This window comes from Nocardia sp. NPDC051321, assembly GCF_044455225.1.
Lineage (GTDB): Bacteria > Actinomycetota > Actinomycetes > Mycobacteriales > Mycobacteriaceae > Nocardia.
Window position 1 is genome coordinate 25,333 of sequence record NZ_JBITEM010000009.1, and the last position, 22,234, is coordinate 47,566.

The following is a 22,234-nucleotide window of genomic DNA, read 5'->3' on the forward strand; positions in this document are numbered from 1 at the left end:
GGCCCGGGGGCGGCCCGGCGGGGCCGCGGGCGCCCGCGCGGCGCGGCCCCCCCCCCCCCCCCCCCCCCGAGACTCCGGGGGCCGCGAACACGCCGCGCCCGCGCGGCCAATAACTCAGAAGGGGTCGGCTGCGGCGCGGCGGATTACCTCGCGGGCCAGCGGGCCGTGCAGGGCCTCGACGGGGGTGCCGGGGAGACTGTCGTCCTCGGTGAAGACCCATTCCAGGATCTCCTCGTCGGTGTATTTGGCGTCCTTCATCACGGTGATCAGGCCGGGCAGGAACCTGACTACGCCTTCTTGGTCGAAGAACCGTTCCGGGACGCTGACTACGCCGTCGCGGCGGACGGCGAGTAGCTGATGGTCACGCAGCATCTGATGGACGCGGGTCACCACGAGCCCGAGTCTGTCTGCCACCTCGGGCAGCGGCAGCACTGCCACGGACTCGGGAAGGACATCATCACTGCAGGGAAATGCACTCACGCGGATAACGGTAGACGGTCCCCCGCAGCAAGTCGTGAGACACCCGGGTGCGTTTGGTCGATACCATCGTGAGGGCCGCACGGGGCGGTCGATCGCTTGTGGGATCAACCGCGAGGGGTGAGAACTTTGTGAAAGCCGGAGGACATCAATTGATCGGCCAGATGCTGGAAGGGCGCTATCGCATCGATGCGCCGATCGCCCGCGGCGGCATGTCGATGGTCTTCCGGGGCGTCGACACCCGCCTTGACCGGCCGGTGGCCATCAAGGTGATGGACCCGAAGTTCGCCGGTGATCCGCAGTTCCTTTCCCGGTTCGAGTTCGAGGCTCGCGCGGTCGCCAAGCTCAAGCACTCGTCGCTGGTCGCGGTGTACGACCAGGGCGTCGACGGCGAGTATCCGTTCCTGATCATGGAGTTGGTCGAGGGTGGCACGCTGCGCGAGCTGCTGCGTGAACGCGGCCCGATGCCGCCGCACGCGGTGCGCGCGGTAGCCGAGCCGGTGCTCGCGGCGATCGGTGTCGCGCATTCGGCGGGCCTGGTGCACCGCGACATCAAGCCGGAGAACGTGCTGATCTCCGACGCGGGCGAGGTCAAGATCGCCGATTTCGGCCTGGTTCGCGCGGTGGCGGCGGCCAACACGACTTCGGCCAGCGTGATTCTCGGCACTGCCGCCTACCTGTCCCCCGAACAGGTGACCACCGGCACGGCCGACGCGCGCAGTGACGTGTATTCGTTCGGCGTGCTGATCTTCGAGCTGTTGACCGGGCGGGTGCCGTTCACCGGTGACACCTCGCTCTCGGTGGCGTATCAGCGGATCGAGAACGACGTGCCGAGCCCGAGCCGGTTCATTTCGGGTGTGCCGCCGGAGTTCGACGAGCTGGTCGCCAAGGCGACCGCCCGCGAGCCCGCGCACCGGTTCGCCGATGCCAACGAGATGGCGGCGGCGCTGCGGCAGATCGGCGCGAAGCTGAACCTGCCGCCGTATCGGGTGCCCTCGCCGCAGGAGTCGGCCGAGCATTTGAGCGCGAGCTACCGGGTAGCCACGCCGGCCGCTCAGCCTGCCGGAATGCCGGAGCCGTATACGCCGCAGACCGTGCAGCACACCAAGGTGGTCACCGCGCCGCGGCCTCGGGTGGATTACGGTCCGCCCGACGATTACCAGCCGCAGCCGGTGCGTCAGCAGCACGCGTCGTCGCCGCATCAGGCGTACGCGCCCGACCGCACCAAATCGCGCCGGATGACGTGGGTGTGGGTCGCCATTGTGGTGATTCTCACGCTGGTCGTCGGGGTCGGCGGCTGGTGGCTCGGCGTCGGCCGGTACTCACCGGTTCCGGCGATCGCCGGGATGGACTCCGATCGCGCCGTCGCTGCGCTGCGGGAGGCCGGGTTCGAGACCGCGATCCGGCAGAAGGCGTCGGACATCATCCCGGTCGGCGGGGTGGTCGGCAGCGACCCGTCGGCAGGCTCGCGGGTCACCAAGGGATCGACCGTCGAGGTGCTGGTGTCCAGCGGCAAGCCGAAGGTGCCCGACGTGCAGCCGGGTGATCCGATCACCAAGGTCAACCAGCTGATTCGCGACGCGGGGCTGCAACCGGTGGATTCCGGCGAGATAGGCAACGCCGCGCCGAAAGGATCGCTGGCCAAGGTCGATCCGGGTCCCGGTGTCGTCCTTCCGACGGGTGGACAGGTAAAGGTCTACCGCAGCAAGGGTTCTCAGCCGGTGAAGGTGCCCGACGTGCGCGGGAAAACCACCGCCGAGGCCACCAAGATCCTCACCGACGCGGGAATCGCGGTGCGCGAGAACAGGTCCCAGTTCGATCGCAGTATCGAAGCGGATAAGGCGATCGGCACCGACCCGGCCGCTGGCACCACCATTCAATCCGGTGACGGTGTCGCCCTGCTCGTGTCCAACGCCTTGAAGATGCCCGACGTCCGCGGCTGGACGGTCGCCAACGCCAGGGCCAAGCTGCAATCCCTCGGCGTTCAAGTCGAGGTGAAACAGCTTGTGGCGAGCGACAGTTCACTCATCGTCTCGCAATCCCCGGCCGTCGGCGCCAATATCGAAGCCGGTAACGCCGTCTCACTCGTCGCCCTGCCTTAGGCTCTGCGGTCGCAACAGGCCCCGCGTGCGGATCGCGGTCGAAGCCCTACTCGGCCTCCCCGTTGCCAGCAGGGCACGAGACTCTGCGCGGCATTGGGGTCCATTGCCTGACTTGTCGACCGAGCCGTAAACGCTTGCTCAGCGGAGCATTTCGGCGACGAGGAAGGCCAATTCCAGGGACTGCTGAGTGTTCAACCGGGGGTCGCAGGCGGTTTCGTAGCGGCCGGAGAGGTCGAGATCAGAGATGTCCTGGGCGCCGCCCAGACATTCGGTGACGTCCTCGCCGGTGAGTTCGATGTGCAGTCCGCCGGGGTGGGTGCCGAGAGCGTGGTGCACCTCGAAGAAGCCCTGGACCTCGTCGACGATGCGGTCGAAGTGGCGGGTCTTGAAGCCGGTGGACGCCTCGTGGGTGTTGCCGTGCATGGGGTCGCACTGCCAGATGACCTGATGGCCGGTGGCCTGCACCTTTTCGATGATGGGCGGCAGCACGTCGCGGACCTTGCCGTTGCCCATCCGGGAGACGATGGTGAGCCGGCCCGGCTCGTTGTTCGGGTCGAGCCGCTCGACGTACTCCACAGCCATATCGGGCGAGGTGGCCGGGCCGATCTTCAGGCCGATCGGGTTGGCGATCAGTTCGGCCAGCGCGATGTGCGCGCCGTCGAGCTGCCTGGTCCGTTCGCCGATCCACAGGAAGTGTGCGGACAGGTCGTAGAGCACCGGCTCGCCCGCGGCGTTCTCGCTGAGGCGCAGCATGGCGCGCTCGTAGTCGAGGACAAGGGCCTCGTGGCTGGCGTAGATGCGGGCCGAACTCAGGCTCGGGTCGTTGACCCGGCAGGCGGTCATGAACGCGAGACCGCGGTCGATCTCCTCGGCCAGCGCCTCGTAGCGGGCACCGGCGGGCGACTTGGCGACGAAGTCACGGTTCCAGTCGTGCACCTTGTGCAGGTCGGCCATGCCCGCGCTGGTCAGCGCGCGCACCAGGTTCATCGCGGCGCTGGCGTTGGCGTAGGCGCGCACCAGGCGGGACGGATCGTGCTCGCGCTGCGCGGCGTCGGCGACCAGCGCGTTGATCATGTCGCCGCGGTAGGACTTGAGGCCGAGCGAATCCGTATCGGAGGAACGCGGTTTCGCGTACTGGCCGGCGATGCGGGCCACCTTGACCACCGGCAGGCTCGCGCCGTAGGTGAGCACGACGGCCATCTGCAGCAGGGTGCGGATGTTGCCTCGGATGTGCGGCTCGGTGTTGTCGGCGAACGTCTCGGCACAGTCGCCGCCCTGCATGAGGAACGCCTCGCCGCGGGCCACCTCGGCGAGCTGCGCGCGCAGGTCCTCCACCTCGGCGGGCACGCAGATCGGCGGCACGCTCTCCAGCACGGTGCGCATCTGCGCGGCCTGCTCTCGATCCCACGACGGCTGCTGTAACGCGGGGCGACCCAGCGCTTCGTCCAACCGCCTGCGCAACTCGATAGGCAGCGGCGGCAGTTCCGGCAGGCGATCGATCGGCACGTCCACGGTCCAGTTCACTCGTTCAGAATACGGATCAGTCGGGCGCGGGCGGTACCCACCACACGGGTGGCACCGGCCACCCCTTGATATCGCGGCTCGAGATCCGAGCCCGGCTGCCTCACCAGCCCCGCGCCCACCTAGGGTGAATGTTCGGAGGTACCTCCGGCGTCACATCGGGCGCCGTACCGAACTGCTGAGGAGTAGACCGATCTCGCTTCGATACTTTTATGACTGCGAATTCATCGAGGACGGGGTCGTCATCGACCTGGTCTCCATCGGTGTCGTGTGCGAGGACGGGCGCGAATACTACGCGGTGTCCACGGAATTCGATCCCGAGCGGGCGGGTCCATGGGTGCGCAGGCACGTGCTTCCGCAGCTGCCCTCACCGTCCTCGCCGCTGTGGCGCGGCAGGAAGCAGATCCGCGACGACCTGTACAAGTTCCTGGTGCCGCGCTCGTCCGTGGTGCCGGAGCTGTGGGCCTGGGTCGGCGCGTACGACCACGTGGCGCTGTGCCAGCTGTGGGGTTCGATGGTCGACCTGCCCACCGCCCTCCCCCGCTACACCAACGAACTGCGCCAGCACTGGGACGCCCACGGCCGCCCCGAACTCCCCCCCGTCCCCCCGGACGCCCACGACGCACTCGCCGACGCCCGCCACAACCTCGCCAAGTTCGAGGCCATCGAGGCATCCCGCCGCAGCACACCACGGTTGTAACCGCGATCGGCGCGGCTGGTTGCCTGACTCCACCCCGGTCATCCGCCGGGTTCACCCCACCTTCGAGCACTTCCAGTAGGTCGCACATCGATGACGAAGGATTGTCATCCGGTAGGACATTGCCGTCCCTGGCATGCTTTTCAGCGAGCGCGGCCGCCCGTCGCGATGCGGCCATCCGCAACGGCATGTACCCATCGGCGTCGATGTGCTTTCCCGCCCGTCCATCCAGTCCTTTGCTCTCCCGCTCAGCACATCGGGTATCGATGAACGCGTGGTGGTCACGGTGATGCAAGATGAGCCAGAGTTCGAAACACGGGTTCGAAACCGCGACTCCTACGTGATGAGCTCTGGCGAGGAGTTCTGCGCGAGTGGCAGTCCGTCGCCGGAGCGGCCGTTCGACCCTACGTCTCGCCGCCATCCGCTCAGGCGATCAGGCCGAGTGCGCGGAGTAGTTCACCCCTATCGACGTCTGGTAGGGCTCCGAATCGGCCATGGAGGTAGGCATTTTCGAGGTTCTGCGATTTGCGGACACGCTCGCCGGCGAACTCGGCAAGACCACCCAGCCGCGTCGCACCGCTCGGGTCCTTTTCGGTCAGCCAAACCTCGTCACGATTGAGATGGTTGAGCAGGCTGGTGTCGTGAGTGGTGAATATCAATTGAGCCCCCCGTGGGTTCGTCGCCGGATCATGGAACAACTGGAGTAGTTCAGCCGAAAGGGTCGGATGGAGACTGGCATCGATCTCATCGAGCATGAGCAACGAACCCGACCGCAAGACATCGAGGAGCAAGCCGATCAGTTGGTACCAGTTGCGCGTACCTGCCGACTCCGCATCGAAGTCGAGCGGAGCCGAGTCAGCGGACGTGCGATGGACCAAACGCGGCAAGCGACGGGTTCGCACTTCGCCTGACGGCAATTCGGTGTGTTCATCATCGAAGAGGACACCGTCGATACCCAGATCCGCCAGTCGGAGCAGTGCGAGCGCTTCGCTGCGGTGCCGTTCGTATTCCATGCGCAGTGCTTTGACACTTCGCTGCGGCTCGAAGCTACGCTCGAGCTCGATAGACCGCTCGACATCGAACCACGAATCGGTTGGCCCGTCGCGCTTGGCCGCGACAGCGACGTGCTGCATGGCAGCCGCTACGCCACGGGACCGCATATCGAGGAGAGCATTGGCGAAGTCCGAGACGACAGCGACCCCAAAGCGGCGTCCGGCGGTCAATACCAATGTTCTCGGCGTAAGCAACTGACGAGTTCCCGAAAGCTCCCCCAAGCCACGTTGCAACACCAATTTCAACCCATCGCGCTCGAAGATGCGCCGTCGCTTCTTTTCCGGGTAATGGAAGAGGGCTTCGTAGTTGATGCTGTCGGTATCCAACTCTACGACGTATTCGTAGCGCACCTCGTCGATGAGCAGTTCGACAGTGAAGGCGGTGGACTGATGCGTGTTATTGCCGAAAGCGAACGGTTGCACCGGAATCGCGTCATCCCAGGCGAGCAACGAAACCCCCACGGCATCCTGTATCCACCGTAACGCGGCCAAGACATTCGATTTGCCGGAGGCATTGGGTCCGTAAATTCCCGCGACGGTAAGTAAATTCTCGCCGAGCATGGCAGCTGGGCGAGCGGCTGGGCGATCCCGGTCGACCGCGACCATGGAGAGCTCGACCGGGGCCAGGATCGATCGGAAGTTCGAGACTTCGAATCGAATCAGCATGGCTCAATCGTACACTTGCCCGCAGTTGGCCCGCTTATAACAGCAGTAGTTCGTCATTTTCGTACGAAATCGCGCCTCTGTGCGCATCTTAGCTGCGGAGAGGCCACGGCAGCGAACATGCAGCCAAAGCAAAGGCCCCCGGTCGGAGTGACCAGGGGCCTTCGGTGTTCAGCTGTCAGTGGCTGTTGTTGCCGTTGCCGTGCTCTTTTTCTTGACGCGCCTGCAGTACCTTGAGCTGCTTGTGCTCTTCGGCGTGCTCGGTCTCGAAGTGCTGCTCGCTCTCCTGCCACGGGTCGGCACGCAGGAAGCTGCCGGTGCCTGGCTTGCCGGCCAGGCCGAGCTTGCTCATCTTCTTCGGGACCGTGGCGCCCTGGTACTCCAGCGGGATCGGGTGGCCGTGGTCGTCGACCGGGCCGAGCGGCTGGTGCACCTCGATGTACTCACCGTGCGGCAGGCGCTTGATCACGCCGGTCTCGATGCCGTGCTCGAGCACCGCCCGGTCGCCGCGCTGCAGGCCGATGCAGAACCGGTAGGCGATGAAGTAGGCCAGCGGCGGCACGACGAGGATGCCGATGCGGCCCATCCAGGTGGTCGCGTTCAACGAGATGTCGAACTTCAGCGCGACGATGTCGTTGACACACGACAGGGTCAGCACCACGTAGAAGCCGATCGACATGGCGCCGATCGCGGTTCGCACCGGCACGTCGCGCGGACGCTGCAGCAGGTTGTGCCCGGCGGTGTCGCCGGTCAGCCGCTTCTCGATCCACGGGTACATGATCAACACCGTGAACACCAGGCCCATGATCAGCGCCACCCAGAACACGGCCGGAACCGTGTATCGACCCAGGTAGAGCTCCCAGGGCGGCATCAGACGCGCCAGGCCGTCGGTCCACATCATGTAGAAGTCCGGCTGCGAACCCGCGGACACCTGAGACGGGTTGTAGGGACCGAGGTTCCAGATCGGGTTGATCTGGAACAGGCCACCCATGATGCCGATAATGCCGAGGGTGAAGGCGAAGAACGCGCCCTGGTCCGCGGCGAACACCGGGATGATGCGCGCGCCGACCACGTTGTTCTCGGTGCGGCCCGGCCCGGGGAACTGGGTGTGCTTCTGGTACCAGACCAGCGCCACGTGGGCGGCGATCAGCGCCAGGATGATGCCGGGCAGCAGCAGCACGTGCGCGATGTAGAGGCGCGGGATGATGATCGTGCCGGGGAAGTCCCCGCCGAAGATCAGCCAGTGCATCCAGGTGCCCGCGATCGGGATACTCATCGTGATACCGCCGAACGCGGCGCGCAGGCCGGTGCCGGACAGCAGGTCGTCGGGCAGCGAGTAACCGAAGAAGCCCTCGAACATGGCCAGGATGAGCAGCAGCGAGCCGATCACCCAGTTCGCCTCACGCGGCTTGCGGAACGCGCCGGTGAAGAAGATGCGGAACAGGTGCACGATGATCGACGCCGCGAACAGCAGCGCGGCCCAGTGGTGCACCTGGCGGACGAACAGACCGCCACGCACCTCGAAGGTGATGTCGAGCGCTGTCTCGTAGGCCCGCGACATGGTGACACCACGCAGCGGCTGGTACGAGCCGTTGTAGACGACCTCGGTCATCGACGGATCGAAGAACAGCGTCAGGTAGACACCCGACAGCAGCAGGATGATGAACGCGTACAGCGCGATCTCACCCAGCAGGAACGACCAGTGGGTCGGGAAGACCTTGTTGATCGACCGTTTCATGAACGCGGCGGCTTGGTACCGCTCGTCCATCTCGTTGGCTTGCGCTGCGACAGAAGGGCTCATGAACGACGCTCCCAGTAAGCCGGGCCGAGCGGCTCGATGAAGTCGCCGTTGGCGACGAGGTAGCCCTCGGAGTTGACGGTGATCGGCAGCTGCGGCAGTGCGCGAGCGGCGGGACCGAAGACCGGCTTACCCCATTCGGTCGCCAGGAACTGCGACTGATGGCAGGGGCAGAGGATCTTGTTGGTCTGCGACTCGAACAGCGACGTCGGGCAACCGAGGTGGGTGCAGATCTTCGAGTAGGCGAAGTAGTCGCCGTAGTTGAAGCTCTCCTGGCCCTTACGCTTGACCGCCTTCTGCGCGTCTTCGGTGCGCAGGCGAATCATCATGACCGCGTTGCGGATACCGCGCAGCGACTCGAGCGTGGCGTGCTCGTCGCCGCGCCACTTTTCCTTCCAGGGGAACACCGTTTCCATGGCGCCCGCGTCCATGTCCTCGGGGCGGACGAGCACGATGTCCTCCGGGCGACCGGTGTCGCGACGGATGTAGACGGTCTCGCCCTCGAAGTCCGGGGTCCAGCCCGACACCCACAGCGGCGACTTCTCGCGCTTGGCCCACGGGTTCTTCACCATGCCACCGACGAACACCAGCAGCGCGCCGATGCCGAGCACGCCGACGCCGGCGCCCGCGGTGCGGGTGATCAGCTTGCGGCGGGCCAGCGTGGAGGTTTCCAGCGCGTCGGTGAGTTCGGCGACCAGGGTGCGGCGCTCGACCTCGGGCGACGGGCCGTCGTGGCGGTCCTGGATGGACAGCTCGGCGGGGATGAACATCTTGCGGATCAGCACCACCGCGACGCCGATGACCAGCACCGAGACGCCGAAGGTGACACCGACCAGCGGGGTGAACAACGAGTAGGCGGTGTGGCCTTCCTCGTCGGACGGCTTGAACTTCCACGGCCAGAATAGGTACACGCCGACCAGCGCCGCCGCGGCGATGCCGGAGACGGCGAACCAGAACGCGACCGCGCGCTCGGCACGCTTCTCGGCGCGGGTGCCCGGAACCGGGAACCGCTCGCGCCGGTAGGCGACGTCGACGCCGTCTCGCTCGGTGCCGAGCTTGACCAGCTCGTCGCGCGACATCGCGTCGAGCTCGGCCTCGGTGTAGTCCCGCTTCGCCGCGTGGCTGGCGGACTCCGCTACGGCGTGCCCGTCGGACTCCGCTACGGCATGGCCGTCGGAACCGGCGACCACCTCGTGGGAACCGTGGCCCGTGGACTCCTTCGACGGCTCGCCGTCGTGGCCCTCATCCGGCCGACCCATGTCGTTTGGCTCCTTCTCGTTCTCGCTCATGACTGTGTCCTCTGGGTCATGCGCCCGAGCCCTACGTGGTTACGCTGCGCTGCCGCCTCCGGGCTTGACGTGCTCATGACTCCACCTCGCTGGCGCTCGGTTCCGTCATGCGCAAGGCGCACTGCGACATGATTCGCTCGCTCCGCTCGCTCATGACCGCGACCCGATCCAAATCGCGGCACCGACGACCGTCGTAATGCCGATCACCCACATGACCAGGCCCTCGGTCGCGGGACCGAAGCCGCCGAGGTCCCAGCCGCCGGGGGCCTTCTCCTCTTTCGCGTTCATGACGTAGGCGACGATGTCGCGCTTCTCTTCCGGCGACAGCTGCCGGTCGGAGAACTTCGGCATGTTCTGCGGGCCGGTCATCATCGCGTCGTAGACCTGCTGCTCGGAGGCGGGCTCCAGCGGCGGCGCGAACTTACCGGAGGACAGCGCGCCGCCGCGTCCGGTGAAGTTGTGGCAGGAGGCGCAGTTCATCCGGAACAGTTCCGAACCGCGGGCGATGTCGTCGCCGCGCAGCGACTCCTGCGCGATCTCGCCGTTCGCGTCGCGGACCACGCTCGGGCCGCCGCCGTTGGCCGCGACGTACGCCATCAGCGCGTCGGTCTGGTGCTCGTCGAACTTCGGTGGCTTGCGCTGCGCCTGTGCCTCGTTGCGGGCCATCGGCATGCGGCCGGAGGACACCTGGAAGTAGACGGCGGCCTCACCGACACCGATGAGGCTGGGGCCGCGGTCCTGGACACCCTGCAGGTTCGCGCCGTGGCAGGTGATGCAGGACGTGTCGTACAGCTGGTTGCCCTCGCGGATCAGCGCCGAGGAATCCTCGTTCGCGGTCGCCCGCTGCGGGTCCGGCGTCAAAGCCGCTGCCAGGAAGCCTGCTCCGACGAGGCCCACCAACAGCGCGAGCCCGCCCGCGATGCGACGGCGAACGCGGCGCTGCCTGCGTGTCTTGCTGGCCTCGCCGTTCCCGTTGCTGGCGGGCTCTGGCGCTGACGGGGGAGATGAACTCATCTGTGTCCCTTTGGAGTAGACGGAACCGACGTGTGCAAAAGACTGGGGTATGCCCGGCTCAGCGGACGAAGTAGATCGTGGCGAACAACCCGATCCAGACGATGTCGACGAAGTGCCAGTAGTACGAGACGACGATCGCGGCGGTCGCCTGCGCGGGGGTGAACTTACTGACCTTGGTGCGGATCAGCAGGAACACGAACGCGATCAGACCGCCGATGACGTGCAAACCGTGGAAACCGGTGGTGATGAAGAACACCGAGCCGTAGGCGCTGCTCGAGATCGAGGTGCCCTCCTGGTACAGCGCGTGATACTCGGTGCCCTGACCGGCGACGAACATCGCGCCCATGATCAGGGTGACGACGTACCAGCGGCGCAGGCCGAACACGTCGCCCCGCTCCGCGGCGAACACACCCATCTGGCAGGTGAACGAGGACGCGACCAGCACGGCGGTGACCGGCACGGCGAGCTTGAGGTTCAACTCGGTCGGTTCCGGTGGCCAGACGCCGTGCGCCTGTGCGCGCGCGACGAAATACATCGCGAAAAGGCCGGCGAAGAACATCAACTCGCTGGACAGCCAGATGATGGTACCGACGCTGACCATGTTGGGCCGATTCAGCGAGTGCACACGCTGGGTAATGGCCGATCCGGGGGTCCCTACTGCGGTCGTCACGGGGGTAAGTATGACTCGTCGTAGTACGACACAAGTACCCGGGTGCGAAACTTGTGTCTCCGTGTCGGAAAACCCACGGACAGACGGCCTCTCGACCAGGGCTCGGCGTGTTGAAGTCGGCCCGCCCGCGGCGCGGCGGCGTCGGTCGGGCCGGGTGCCGGTGCCGGGTCCGCGTGCCTTCGGGTAGCTGGACCACAGCATGACAGGTGTGCGTAAGTAAAAGCTGAGATGGAGGCGATGTGGCAGCGCGGTTGTGGAGTCGGTTGTTCGGGCGCGGCGGTCCGGCGCCGCTGGATCCGAGCAGGGCCGATCTGGTGGTGGTCGCGGCGAGTTTCGATGACACCGAGGCCTGTTCGGCGGCGCTGGCACGAGCGACCGAGCTGGTGCCGGACGCGGACGCGGTGCTGCGGCACCATCTGCGGATTCCGCCTGGACAGGTCGCGGCGGTGTGCGCGATCGCGGCGCAGGACGGGTATACGCCCGCGCCGCAGGTCGGCGGGCCGGGGACCGATGCGCTGGAAACGGTGATCCTGCAGCGGGTGCAGGTGCTCGACGCGCTGCACTGTGCGCAGGAGCAGTCGCGGATGGCGGGGCTCGCGCAGCGGCACGATGGCACCGCCGACGGCTGGGACGCGCTGCAACCGCGTCCCGCGACCGAAGAATCCGGGCCTGCTGCCAGTCCTCGGCAATAAGTTGTCCCCACTACGCCGTTCGCGATTTAACGACGCGATTCGCACCGACCGGGCACAGTAAGCTACTCCGCGACAAACTGGTGTGAACCAGTGTGACGGGAGAAAGTAAGTTCATGAGCGAGCGCAGCGAGCGAATCGTGACACAGCGCGCCGCGCGCGTGACGGAACCGAGCGCCAGCGAGGTGGAGTCATGAGCGTGCGCAGCTGGCCCCAGGTGCTCGGAACCCTCGCCGACGGTGGCGACCTGGCCGCGGACGACACGGCATGGGCGATGGACGAGATCATGTCGGACAACGCCACCCCCGCCCAGATCGCGGCGTTCGGCGTCGCTATCAAGATCAAGGGGCCGACCGCCGCCGAACTGACCGGCCTCGCCACGGGCATGCTCGAGCACGCCAGACTGGTGCACATCGACGGCGACGCGGTGGACATCGTCGGCACCGGCGGTGACCGATCCGGTTCGGTGAACATCTCCACCATGTCCTCGATCGTGGTCGCGGCGGCCGGGGTGCCGGTGGTCAAGCACGGCAACCGCGCGGCCTCGTCCAAGAGCGGCGGCGCCGACGTGCTCGAATCGCTGGGTGTGCGGCTGGCGCTCGGGCCTGCGGCGGTGGCGCGTTGCGTGCGCGAGGTCGGGATCGGCTTCTGTTTCGCGCCGGTGTTCCACCCCGCGCTGCGTTTCGCGGGTGCCGCGCGCAAGGAAATCGGCATTCCCACTGTCTTCAATGTGCTCGGGCCGCTGACGAATCCGGCGCAGCCGCGCGCCGGGCTGGTCGGGTGCGCGTTCGCCGAACTGCTCCCGGTGATCGCGGGCGTGTTCGCCGGACGCGGCGGGAGCGCGCTCGTGGTACGGGGTGACGACGGGCTCGACGAGATCACCACGTCCGACACCACCACCGCCTGGGTGGTGTCCGGCGGCCAGAAGCGCGAGACCACGATCGATCCGACCCGCCTCGGCATCCCGCGCGTCGACCTGGAGGCGCTGCGCGGCGGCGATGCCGAGGTCAACGCGGGCGTGGCACGCAGCGTGTTCGCCGGAACGAGCGGCGCGGTGCGGGACGCCGTGCTGGTGAACTCCGCCGCGGCCATCGTGGCCTACGACTTGTCGCAGGGGACAGTCGATTACGCGGCCGACGTGCACGACGCGCTGGCAGGCGGCCTGGAGCGGGCCGCCGAGGCGATCGATTCGGGTGATGCCGCCGCTCTGCTCGAACGGTGGACGAAATTGACTGTCACGCTCGGCGATCGCTGACGTCGCCTGGCACATGCCGCTCGTTCGGACCGCCAGCCCGGCCGTCTAGCTCGCCCCGCGGGCTCGCCCAGCACCGGCTCGCAGGTTTGGCCTCGAAGGCGATGCACTGTGATAGCTGAAGTGCATAGTATGGGGTCAGCGAGGTAGCTGAATAATGTGTCTACTACTAGCCGACTCGGCGTGAGGATGGGCCGAACGGCTCGACTGGCGAGGAGCACAGCATGCGACGCAGTGTTCGAGCAGTACTCGGGACCCTTTCGGTGGCCGCGATCTGCGCCGCCGCTCCGCTCGCCGTGGCCGACGAATGTGGACTCTTCGTCGACGGTGTGAACTACACCAATCGAAACGGATGCGTCCTCCTCGGCGAGGACGCGCTCCGTAATTTCGAGAACGGCACCGACAGCGTTGTGACCATCTATGCCGACGCCACCTGCGGCGGCATCTCGACCGGCGTGCTTTCGGCACACGACAGCGGCACATACACCGGCAAGTCGATGATCATCAGCTGATCGGGTCGCTCCCCGGTTCGACTGACGAGGTACGCACCATGAAACACATCGTCCGCACGACACTCGGGGTGCTCTTACTGGTGGCCCTGTTCGCTGCCGCGCCGATAGCCGGTGCGGCAGAAGGCGAATTGCTCGTCGACGGCACCGACTACGGCGGGCAGTCCGGCTGCATCGACCTCGGCCCCAACGCGACACGCAAATTCAAGAACAACAGCGACCGCACGGTGACCATCTACATGAACGTCCACTGTGTCGGTGCCGCCTCCGGCATCATCTCCGCCCGCGGCAGCGGGACCTACACCGGCAGTTCGATGCTGCGGAGCTGATCCCGACTCACTCCCCCAGCGAGAATCCGGCCTCGGTGTCCGCGCTGGCGTAGGACTTGAACGCGATGTGCGTGGTGGTCCGGGCGACTCCGGCGACCTTGTCGATCCGGTTGGTCACCACCTCGGCGATCTGCTCGTGATCGCGCACCCGCACGATCGCGATCAGATCCACGTCACCCGCGCAGGAGTACACCTCGGCAACACCGTCGGTGTCCGCAACGGCCTGGGCGGTCTCGGGAATGCGGCCATTGTCGGCGTCAATCATCACGATCGCGGTAATCATGCGCTCAGCCTAAGCGGTCGATGTACGCCTCCTCAGCGGGTTGGGCGTGCGCCGCCGCATCCGCCACCTCCGCCCACCCCAACCACCGCGCGGCGCCATTCATCGGCTCCCGATACCCCTCGGTGGTCCGCACGATCCGCACCCCCGCCCGCGCCAGCCAGCGCGCGATGAGAGCCGCCTCCTCCGGCGAAGCGCCACGCAATGGCGGCACGTTCACCGGGACCCAATCCGGTCCCGGAGCCTCGACCAGCCCGGATTCTGCCCGCGATGTTCCAGCACCGTGCGCGAGCGGCAGCACAGCTGGTCGGGGCGCCACGTCCACAGCGATCTGAGCCGGTTCGGATACACCGCCCTCGGGGATCACTGTTTCGGCCGCGGCGACGATCTGTTCGACGACAGCCATCGGCGGCACTCCCCGCACCGCGTTCCCCGCGCCCGCGAGGCGTCCGTAGCGGATGACCGCGAACTCCCAGCCGCCCGCGCCGTCGGGGTGGGCGGCGATCAATTCCGCGATGCGGGCGATGGCGGCGAGGCGCTGGGTGCGGTGCAAGGCACGCACGACGGCAGCGGTTCGGTCGCGCAACCGGGCCGCTGCCTCGAAATGTTCGGCGCGGGAATGGGTTTCGATGGTGTCGAGCATGGTACGCAGCGGGGCATCGGAATAACCGGCGAACAGTGCGCGGACGAGGGCGGGAGCGGGTGCGTATTCCTCTGTATTAATAGGAGTGCCACTGACGGCCGCGGGACACCCGCCGACGATCGCGGGCGGGCACTCGTGCAGGCCACGCCGCGGCAGCCGAGTACCGCAGGTGCGCAGGCCGGTGTATTCGGCGATGATCACCGCAAGCTCGGTCGCGTCGGCGCGAGAGTTGAAGGGCCCCAGCGCATCCCGGTTCGGAGTGCGGACGATGGCGAATCGGGGGAATGGCTCGTCGGTGAGCGTGATCCACCAGGCGCGCTTGGGGAACTTGGAGCGGCGGTTGTACGGCGGGGCGTGCGCGACGAGCAGGCGCAGCTCGCGGACGCCCGCCTCCAGCGCGTGCGCGCAGACCACATGGTCGACCCTGGTGGCCAGGGCGACCATCTCCTTCATCCGGCCTCGGGTCTCCGAGCCGGTGAAGTAATTGCGTACTCGGCGGCGCAGATTCACCGCCGTGCCGATGTAGAGGACCTCCTCGGCCGGACCGCGGAACAGGTACACGCCGGGGCTCGCGGGCATATCGGCGGCGAGGACGCGCTTGGCGCGCTGGCGCGGGGTGACGTCGGGCAGGTAGTCGACCAGCTCGGTGAGGCTGTGCACGCCCTGATTGCCGACCCGGGCGATCAGCGCGTGCAGCACGTCGACGGTTGCCCGCGCGTCGTCCAGCGCCCGGTGCGTCGGCTGCGTGCTCGCGCCGAGCAGCCGGGCCAGCGCGCTCAGCCGGACCGACGGCGCCTCGTCTCGGCCGAGCACGCGGCGGGCCAGCTTCACGGTGCACAGGACGGTCGCCGCTGGCCATGCCATGTCGTGTGCCGCCGCCGCGGCCCGCAGGAACGCCATGTCGAACCGCGCGTTGTGCGCGACGAGCACGGCACCCGACGCGAATTCGAGGAAACCGGGCAGCACGGACGCGATGGTGGGCGCCGCGTAGACCATCGCGGTGGTGATCCCGGTGACCTGCACGATCGCGGGCGGCACCGCCCGTCCAGGGTTGACCAGCGTGGCGAACTCGCCGAGCACCTCGCCGCCGCGCACCTTCACCGCGCCGATCTCGGTGATCGCGTCGCCGCCGGGACTGGTCCCGGTGGTCTCCAGGTCGACGACCACGAAGGTGGTGTCGTAGAGGGGCGTGTCTAGGTCATCGAAGACCAGCTGCTTGGCGGCGGCCTTGCGCGGCGCGGGGTCGGACACGGGCTGGAGCGTAGGGGGTGGGTCCGACAAGGATGGGCGGACGCGGGCAGAGTTCGGCGCACACGAAAATGCCAGGAAATGTCTGAATTACAGCGTGCGTATTTACGCTCGGGTACCCATGAAATGATCTAGAACAGCAAAAAGTGATGCAGGTCACATTGTTGCATAAAGCGTATCAATCGGTCGGGCGTGTCGGATTCTACGGACGGTCCGCTTGCCGCTCGCTGTGACCGATCACAGCGAGTAGCCCAACCGGCCGGCGCTGAACCGGCAAGTGTCCTCGAGATGAACGTAGCGACCTGGGGAAATGTCCAAACGGTTCACTTCGAGGCGCCGGTCGGCCATGGCATCGCTGACCGGGATAGCGACCGGGAAGCTCGTCGGCGGCAATGCGTCGTTATCTGTTCGTGATTGTTGGGATATATCTCACACTGTTTAAGCGTGAATTCAGACCCGCGCACGCATTTGCCAGGAGGCGGACTTTACAAACCCCCGTGATGTGTTCGTAACCTTTTCGAGACCTCACGGAGTCCGACGCACCAACCCGGTGCGAACGACACGAAGTCCGCGGCACCAGTCAGGGTGCGGCGTCGTGGGGCAGATTGGGAGTACCGCATCATGACGACCAAATCCGTCAAGCGTTCGGCGCAGCGTGCCGTCGCCGCCGGGGCCGTCGGCGCTGCCACCATCGGCGCGTTCCTGCTTCCGGCCGCCCCCGCATCGGCGCAGCCGGTGAACATCCCCGGCGTGGGAACCTTCGAGGTGCCGAACGAGATCCAGATCCCGCAGGGCATCCCCGGCATCGAACTGCCGGGCCAGTCGCCGCTGCCGTTCGTCGCCCCGAAGCGGACCATCGGCGAGGAAGCCCTCGACGCCGCCATGAGCAAGCTCGGCGCACCGTACGTGTACGGCGCCGCCGGCCCGAACGCATTCGACTGCTCCGGCCTCGTCAAGTGGTCCTACGAGCAGGCCGGCCTGGAGCTGCCGCGCACCAGCGGCGCCCAGCTGTCCGCGGGCAGCCCGGTCTCGATGGACGACCTGCAGCCGGGCGACCTGGTGTCGTTCTACGGCGGCGGCCACTCCGGCCTGTACGCCGGTGACGGCAATGTCGTGCACGCGTCCACCGCAGGCACGCCCGTGCAGGTGGCCCCGATCTCCTCGATGCCGGTCGCCGGAGCCCGTCGCTTCTGAGAAACCGCTGGTCGGGCCGTACGTTGCGGCCCGACCGCCGGACGGCCGCTGTGATCATTTCGTTCTCTACTGGACACAGACCCAGGCCGTTCCGTAACCTAATCGAGACCTTCTCGAAGTACCCGAAGCTTGCACGGCGCAAACCTCGTTTTCGATGAAGGTGCTCATCGGTTCAGATCGTCGGTTCCAGAGAGATCGTTTCACGAGAGAGCGGGGCAAGGCAGGCTGTGGCAGCACACCGGAGACATGGCACGCGACGTATGGTCGGCGGAGCACTGGCGGCCGGAGTCCTGGCCACCACCGCCCTCTACGGTGGCAGTCCGGCTGGAGCTGATCCGGTCGCGCTCCCGTCCACGGCCACCGAGGCCGTGCAGCGGATGATCGACCTCTCGCGACAATCCGAGCAACTCAACCAGCAGGCGCTCGACGCGCAGTCCGACCTCGACGCCAAGCAGGTGATCCAGCGCGACGCCGACGCCAAGCTTGCCGCGAGCACCGACGTGGTGAACCGAGCCCGCGACGAGGTGCGCAAGTACCAGCCGATCATCGACCGGACCGCGATCGCCGCATACCAGGGCGCCCGCACCAACCGGCTGTTCGCCCTGCTGGTCAGCGATTCCCCGCAGCAACTGCTCGACCAGATGTCGACGCTGGACGTGCTCGCCGCACAGACCTCCGCACAGCTGGACCAGTACAAGGTGGCCACCGACTCCGCCGACGCCGCCGAAATCGTCGCGCGCCGGGCCGCCGACGAGGCTCGCGCGGCCGCCGACAAGGCCGACACGGTGCGCGCCGATCTGGAACGCAAGCGCAGCGACCTCGGCGGCGCCATCGCCCAGGTGGTGCAGGCGTGGGGCTCGCTGTCCACCAAGGACAAGTCCGCGCTCGCCGGTTCCCCCTTCCCGCCCGGCTTCGACCGCGACACCCTGCTACAGGGATTGGTTCCCGGCAGCGGCACCAGCGCACTCGCCGCGGGCCTCACCCGCATCGGCGACCCGTACGTGTGGGGCGCGACCGGCCCGAACCAGTTCGACTGCTCCGGCCTCGTGCAGTGGGCGTTCAAACAGGTCGGCAAGAACGTGCCGCGCACCAGCTCCGCGCAGGCGACCTACGGCACCCCAGTCTCCAAGGATGAACTGCAGCCCGGCGACGTCGTGTTCTTCTACTCCGACATCTCCCACGTCGGCATCTACGCGGGCAACGGACTCATGCTGCACGCCTCCACCTTCGGCGTCCCGGTGGCCGTCGCACCCATGGGCTCGACGCCCTATAACTCCGCTCGGCGATACTGACCAACTATGAATGGGCATGACCTGTCCACCCTTTCGGTCGCGCCGTCTGCGGACCTGCTCCGAGCAGCGAGCGAGCATCACCGCGCCCGAACGGACTGTGCCGCGCCTGATGGTGCCGGGTGTCGGCGAGGCGGAGTCATGAGTGGCGAGGCGCGGTCATGAGTGGCGTGCGGAGGTTGCATGCGTGGTGGTCGTCGCGACGCAGGTTCGAGTTCTGCGTGACCTTTGCGATGGTGGTCGCGCTGACCGCATTCTGTGGCGCGCTGGTTATGCTGCCGAACTCCGTACTTCCAAAACCGCATGCGGCACAGGCGACCGCCGATGCCGTCGGTCAGGCCCCGGCCACCGATCCACGACTGGCCGAGGTGCGGCGCAGCATCGAACCGTTCGGGCCGATCCTCGCCCAGCAGGTGACGACCGGCGACGGACAGCAGTCCCTGGTCGTCGGCCATCCCGCACAGCGGACCGAAATCGACGTCCTGGACCGGGAACTCGCCGCTGCCACCACCGCGGTCAGTGACGTGTGGGGCAAGGACTGGGCGCAGGCAACCACGGTCGTCGTCGCCTCCTCCCCTTCCGAATTCGCCGGACTCGTGCACGCGGGCAGCATGTCCGCCGAGGTCGCCGCCGCGTCCGTGGCCGATCCCTTCGCACCGGGGACGCAGCCGACCGGCCAGCGCATCGTGTTCGGTCCCGACGCGGGCCGTCGCCTCGACCCCGACGGCTTACGCACCCTGCTCCGCCACGAACTCACCCACATCGCCACCCGCGCCGAGACCCGCGACGGCGCACCCTTGTGGATGCTCGAGGGTTTCGCCGACTACACCGCCCACCGCGGCCAGGGCCACCGCTTCGCCGATATCGCGCCAACCCTCACCGCGCAGGCCCGCCGCCACGACCTCCCCGCCGATCTCCCGGCCGACCCCGACTTCACCGGCCACGACGCGGCGGGCACCTACGAACAAGCCTGGTCCGTCTGCGCCTACATCGCCGACAAATACGACCAGACCCGACTGGTCGAGCTCTATCGCCAGATCGCCGCGGCCCGCCAAACCCCGGCCAGCGAGGATCAGATCCTGCTGAATGTGCTCGGCATCGGTCGCGCCGATTTCGTCGCCGATTGGCGCAATTGGCTGGCGAAGCAAACAGTCTGAGCCGGACCCTCGGAGCGTCGACGTGTCAGGCCAGGCACGCCACCACCCGGTCGCCGACTGGCTGCTGCGGCCAAACGATCTGAGCTCGCGGACCTGGCAAAGGCTCGTCAGCGAGCGAATCGCCGCAGTCGCGCGGCGGCAAGGCCCGAGGGGCAGGAACACGCCGCGCGGACTAGCGCGGAATCCAACACAGTAGGTTGTCACCATGGCCCGAACTCTGCTGGTGACCAATGATTTCCCGCCGCGGCCGGGTGGTATTCAGTCCTATCTGCATGCCTTGGCCGGTCAGCTCCCGCCGGACGATCTCGTCGTGTACGCCCCGCGCTGGCGTGGCGACAGCCACCTGAAATTCGATGCCAAACAGAAGTTTCAGGTGGTCCGCCACCCCACCACGCTGATGCTGCCGACCCCGCTGGTGATGCGCCGGGCCGCGCGGCTGTTGCGCAGCGAGAAGTGCGACACGGTGTGGTTCGGCGCGGCCGCACCCCTCGCCCTCATGTCGCCGATGCTGCGCCGCGCGGGTGCCGAACGCATCCTGGCCAGCACGCACGGGCACGAGGTCGGCTGGTCCATGCTGCCCGGCGCCAGGCAGTCGTTGCGTCAGATCGGTGAGCACGCCGACGTGATCACCTACGTCAGCAAGTACACGCGCGGACGTTTCGCGTCGGCGTTCGGCCGTAACGCAGCACTGGAGTACCTGCCGCCGGGCGTGGACACCGACGCGTTCCGCCCCGACCCGACCGCTCGCGCGGAGCTGCGCGAACGCTACGGACTCGACGACCGCCCGACCATCCTCTGCCTGTCCCGCCTGGTCCCCCGCAAGGGCCAGGACGCGCTGATCGTCGCCATGCGCGAGATCCGCGACCGGGTCCCCGGGGCCGTGCTGGTGATCGCGGGCGGTGGACCCTACGAGGAGAAACTGCGGCAACTCGCGATCGCCGCCGGTGTCTCCGATGACGTCATCTTCACCGGCCGCGTTCCCTCCGGCGAGCTCGCCGCCCACCACACCCTCGCCGACGTCTTCGCCATGCCGTGCCGAACCCGCGGCGCCGGCCTCGACGTGGAGGGGCTCGGTATCGTCTACCTCGAAGCCTCTGCCTCGGGCGTGCCGGTCGTCGCGGGTCGTTCCGGTGGTGCGCCGGAAACGGTCATCGAGGGTGAAACCGGGCGCGTCGTCGACGGACGCTCCGTCCAGCAGATCACCGATGCCCTGGTAGACATCCTCTCCGACCCCGCAGCGGCCACGCGGATGGGTGCCGCGGGCCGTGCCTTCGTCGAGGAACGCTGGCGCTGGGACACCCACGGTGCCCGGCTCCGCCAGCTACTGCGGTGATCACTGCTGGGGTGTACACGCCTCGATCCGATACGCTCTGGTACGTGAGGGAGCGCAGCGAGCGAACCATAGACACAGCGCCGGTGGGCACGACGCAGCCGAGCGTTAGCGAGGCGCAGTCGTGAGTACCATTCAGGTCGCCGACCAAACTTTTGTTGCCGCGCCAGGGATCGCCGTCGCCGATGTCCTATCGGCACCGAACAACTGGCGTCGCTGGTGGCCGGACCTGACGCTGGTCGTCCGGGAAGATCGCGGCGACAAAGGAATCCGCTGGACCGTTTCGGGCGCACTGGACGGCACCATGGAAGTCTGGCTGCAACCCGCGCTGGACGGAGTGATCGTGCACTACTTCCTGCACGCCGAACCGCAACCCGCGCTGGCGCAGAACCGGATGGCCGCCGCCAACCGCGCGCGCCGCGTGGCGGGCCGGAACATGGCCTTCGAACTGAAATCCCGGCTGGAGGCAGGTCGCCCGGCGGGTGTCGCCCCTGCGCACGCCTCCTGACGCTCTCCCATACCCGCCGGCTCCGCCGGTTGCCGTCCCCAAGACCGACGCTGAAAGGAACCGCTGTCCGCCATGGCCGACAGGACCCAGAGGTCGATCATCATCGAGGCCACGTCGCAGCAGGTGATGTCCGTCATCGCCGATCTGGAGTCCTACCCGGAGTGGGTCTCGGCGGCGAAGTCGGTCGAAGTACAGGAAAAGGGACCGGACGGCCGGGCGCGCACCGCGCGGTTCGTGCTGGACGCGGGCGTGGTGAAGGACAGCTATGTCCTGTCCTACACCTGGCGGCCGGACAACAAGGCGGTCAGCTGGACGCTGGTCAGCGGTGAGCTGCAGAAGGCGCAGAACGGCACCTACGAACTCATCGATCAGCCCGACGGCAACACCGAGGTCGTCTACACGCTGACCGTCGACCTGAACATCCCGATGATCGGCATGTTCAAACGCAAGGCCGAGAAGGTGATCACCGATACCGCGCTGAAAGAACTGAAGAAACGGGTCGAAGGCTGACGACGCACACGAC

Annotated in this window: 21 protein-coding genes and 1 pseudogene; 12 read left to right on the plus strand and 10 right to left on the minus strand. The window is 67.2% G+C overall.

The window, feature by feature from the left end; genetic code table 11:
• Window positions 1-114: 114 nt before the first annotated feature.
• Window positions 115-480, minus strand: coding sequence for an Rv2175c family DNA-binding protein (locus ACIA8C_RS22015; RefSeq protein ID WP_397137496.1), 366 nt, complete (start codon window positions 478-480; stop codon window positions 115-117).
• 128 nt (window positions 481-608) lie between these two features.
• Here ACIA8C_RS22015 and pknB point away from each other — a divergent pair, with 128 nt between their 5' ends.
• Window positions 609-2,579 carry a Stk1 family PASTA domain-containing Ser/Thr kinase gene (gene pknB / locus ACIA8C_RS22020; protein WP_397137498.1) on the plus strand — a complete coding sequence of 657 codons (1,971 nt, stop codon included), beginning with the start codon at window positions 609-611 and terminating at the stop codon, window positions 2,577-2,579.
• Between the two features lie 138 nt (window positions 2,580-2,717).
• On the opposite strand, the gene ACIA8C_RS22025 is transcribed toward pknB, so the two are convergent.
• Window positions 2,718-4,103: a class II 3-deoxy-7-phosphoheptulonate synthase gene (locus tag ACIA8C_RS22025; protein WP_397137500.1), complete on the minus strand. Its 1,386-nt coding sequence runs from the start codon at window positions 4,101-4,103 to the stop codon at window positions 2,718-2,720.
• A 190-nt stretch (window positions 4,104-4,293) separates the two neighbouring features.
• Here ACIA8C_RS22025 and ACIA8C_RS22030 point away from each other — a divergent pair, with 190 nt between their 5' ends.
• On the plus strand, window positions 4,294-4,800 hold the full coding sequence (locus tag ACIA8C_RS22030) for a polyadenylate-specific 3'-exoribonuclease AS (protein ID WP_396990171.1): 507 nt from the start codon (window positions 4,294-4,296) through the stop codon (window positions 4,798-4,800).
• A 76-nt stretch (window positions 4,801-4,876) separates the two neighbouring features.
• Here ACIA8C_RS22030 and ACIA8C_RS22035 read toward each other — a convergent pair.
• The 6 genes and pseudogenes from ACIA8C_RS22035 to ACIA8C_RS22060 all read right to left on the minus strand — a co-directional run.
• Window positions 4,877-5,218, minus strand: a pseudogene (locus tag ACIA8C_RS22035) (RloB domain-containing protein); the annotation flags it as partial.
• A 4-nt stretch (window positions 5,219-5,222) separates the two neighbouring features.
• Window positions 5,223-6,515: an ATP/GTP-binding protein gene (locus ACIA8C_RS22040; RefSeq protein ID WP_397137502.1), complete on the minus strand. Its 1,293-nt coding sequence runs from the start codon at window positions 6,513-6,515 to the stop codon at window positions 5,223-5,225.
• Between the two features lie 175 nt (window positions 6,516-6,690).
• On the minus strand, window positions 6,691-8,313 hold the full coding sequence (locus tag ACIA8C_RS22045) for a cytochrome bc complex cytochrome b subunit (protein WP_397137504.1): 1,623 nt from the start codon (window positions 8,311-8,313) through the stop codon (window positions 6,691-6,693).
• Window positions 8,310-9,569, minus strand: coding sequence for a ubiquinol-cytochrome c reductase iron-sulfur subunit (locus ACIA8C_RS22050; RefSeq protein ID WP_397138155.1), 1,260 nt, complete (start codon window positions 9,567-9,569; stop codon window positions 8,310-8,312). The genes ACIA8C_RS22045 and ACIA8C_RS22050 overlap by 4 nt, the downstream gene beginning before the upstream one ends.
• Window positions 9,570-9,749: 180 nt before the next feature.
• Window positions 9,750-10,613, minus strand: coding sequence for a c-type cytochrome (locus ACIA8C_RS22055; protein ID WP_397137506.1), 864 nt, complete (start codon window positions 10,611-10,613; stop codon window positions 9,750-9,752).
• A gap of 58 nt (window positions 10,614-10,671) precedes the next feature.
• A complete protein-coding gene (locus ACIA8C_RS22060) occupies window positions 10,672-11,283 on the minus strand; it encodes a heme-copper oxidase subunit III (RefSeq protein WP_396989782.1) in 612 nt (203 codons plus the stop codon).
• A 239-nt stretch (window positions 11,284-11,522) separates the two neighbouring features.
• On the opposite strand from ACIA8C_RS22060, the gene ACIA8C_RS22065 reads away from it, so the two are divergent.
• The 4 genes from ACIA8C_RS22065 (at window position 11,523) to ACIA8C_RS22080 (ending at window position 14,062) form a co-directional block, all read left to right on the plus strand.
• Window positions 11,523-11,975: a hypothetical protein gene (locus tag ACIA8C_RS22065; protein WP_397137508.1), complete on the plus strand. Its 453-nt coding sequence runs from the start codon at window positions 11,523-11,525 to the stop codon at window positions 11,973-11,975.
• 190 nt (window positions 11,976-12,165) lie between these two features.
• Complete coding sequence (gene trpD / locus ACIA8C_RS22070) at window positions 12,166-13,227, plus strand: anthranilate phosphoribosyltransferase (protein WP_397137510.1); 1,062 nt, start codon at window positions 12,166-12,168, stop codon at window positions 13,225-13,227.
• A 221-nt stretch (window positions 13,228-13,448) separates the two neighbouring features.
• Window positions 13,449-13,736 carry a hypothetical protein gene (locus tag ACIA8C_RS22075; RefSeq protein WP_397137512.1) on the plus strand — a complete coding sequence of 96 codons (288 nt, stop codon included), beginning with the start codon at window positions 13,449-13,451 and terminating at the stop codon, window positions 13,734-13,736.
• 38 nt (window positions 13,737-13,774) lie between these two features.
• Window positions 13,775-14,062, plus strand: a complete 288-nt coding sequence (locus ACIA8C_RS22080) for a hypothetical protein (protein WP_397137514.1) — start codon at window positions 13,775-13,777, stop codon at window positions 14,060-14,062.
• Window positions 14,063-14,069: 7 nt separating this feature from the next.
• On the opposite strand, the gene ACIA8C_RS22085 is transcribed toward ACIA8C_RS22080, so the two are convergent.
• Together ACIA8C_RS22085 and ACIA8C_RS22090 are read right to left on the minus strand one after the other, a co-directional pair.
• On the minus strand, window positions 14,070-14,345 hold the full coding sequence (locus tag ACIA8C_RS22085; RefSeq protein ID WP_357382007.1) for an Lrp/AsnC ligand binding domain-containing protein: 276 nt from the start codon (window positions 14,343-14,345) through the stop codon (window positions 14,070-14,072).
• Window positions 14,346-14,349: 4 nt separating this feature from the next.
• Window positions 14,350-16,236: a DEDD exonuclease domain-containing protein gene (locus ACIA8C_RS22090; protein ID WP_397137516.1), complete on the minus strand. Its 1,887-nt coding sequence runs from the start codon at window positions 16,234-16,236 to the stop codon at window positions 14,350-14,352.
• A 618-nt stretch (window positions 16,237-16,854) separates the two neighbouring features.
• Between ACIA8C_RS22090 and ACIA8C_RS22095 the strand changes: the two genes are divergently transcribed.
• The 6 genes from ACIA8C_RS22095 (at window position 16,855) to ACIA8C_RS22120 (ending at window position 22,221) form a co-directional block, all read left to right on the plus strand.
• A complete protein-coding gene (locus ACIA8C_RS22095) occupies window positions 16,855-17,427 on the plus strand; it encodes a C40 family peptidase (RefSeq protein ID WP_397137518.1) in 573 nt (190 codons plus the stop codon).
• A gap of 260 nt (window positions 17,428-17,687) precedes the next feature.
• A complete protein-coding gene (locus ACIA8C_RS22100) occupies window positions 17,688-18,719 on the plus strand; it encodes an NlpC/P60 family protein (protein ID WP_397137520.1) in 1,032 nt (343 codons plus the stop codon).
• 218 nt (window positions 18,720-18,937) lie between these two features.
• Window positions 18,938-19,873 carry a hypothetical protein gene (locus ACIA8C_RS22105; protein ID WP_397137522.1) on the plus strand — a complete coding sequence of 312 codons (936 nt, stop codon included), beginning with the start codon at window positions 18,938-18,940 and terminating at the stop codon, window positions 19,871-19,873.
• A 205-nt stretch (window positions 19,874-20,078) separates the two neighbouring features.
• Window positions 20,079-21,206, plus strand: coding sequence for a glycosyltransferase family 4 protein (locus tag ACIA8C_RS22110; RefSeq protein WP_397137524.1), 1,128 nt, complete (start codon window positions 20,079-20,081; stop codon window positions 21,204-21,206).
• Between the two features lie 121 nt (window positions 21,207-21,327).
• On the plus strand, window positions 21,328-21,711 hold the full coding sequence (locus tag ACIA8C_RS22115) for a polyketide cyclase / dehydrase and lipid transport (protein WP_397137526.1): 384 nt from the start codon (window positions 21,328-21,330) through the stop codon (window positions 21,709-21,711).
• A gap of 72 nt (window positions 21,712-21,783) precedes the next feature.
• Window positions 21,784-22,221 carry an SRPBCC family protein gene (locus tag ACIA8C_RS22120; RefSeq protein WP_396972128.1) on the plus strand — a complete coding sequence of 146 codons (438 nt, stop codon included), beginning with the start codon at window positions 21,784-21,786 and terminating at the stop codon, window positions 22,219-22,221.
• Window positions 22,222-22,234: the final 13 nt, after the last annotated feature.